The sequence below is a fragment of the Pseudomonas brassicacearum genome (assembly GCF_003732265.1).
GTDB lineage: Bacteria > Pseudomonadota > Gammaproteobacteria > Pseudomonadales > Pseudomonadaceae > Aquipseudomonas > Aquipseudomonas brassicacearum_D.
This window is the reverse complement of sequence record NZ_MOBK01000184.1, coordinates 1-292: the sequence shown is the minus strand read 5'-3', so window position 1 is coordinate 292 and position 292 is coordinate 1. Positions and strand designations below refer to the sequence as shown.

The 292-nt window shown below is 59.9% G+C and carries 1 protein-coding gene; it reads right to left on the bottom strand.

Annotation, left to right across the window (positions count from 1 at the left end):
* Nucleotides 1-292: hypothetical protein (locus BK660_RS30725; protein ID WP_148057503.1), on the bottom strand; the 292-nt coding region annotated here is incomplete at both ends.

Here is a 292-nt window from a genome sequence, read left to right as displayed (position 1 = left end):
GCTGAATGGAGTGGCGTTACTTTCTACCGCCAGTTGAATGCCATTGGCCGAGTAATCAAGGGTGCCCCCGAGGAACAGGTAGGTCGGCACCACCGCACCGAAGCGCCCTTCGATCCCGCCGGCCGCTTGCAGAATGTTGTATCGATGGCCGAGCAGGGATTTCACCTCGCTGGTGGTCAGCAACGTCGGGCTGTTGTCCAGGGACAGGCTGACTGTGGCGTTGTCGATGATGGCTTTGCCACCGGCGACAATTTCTTCACTGCGAGTCGGCGACAACTCCACGGCGTACGTC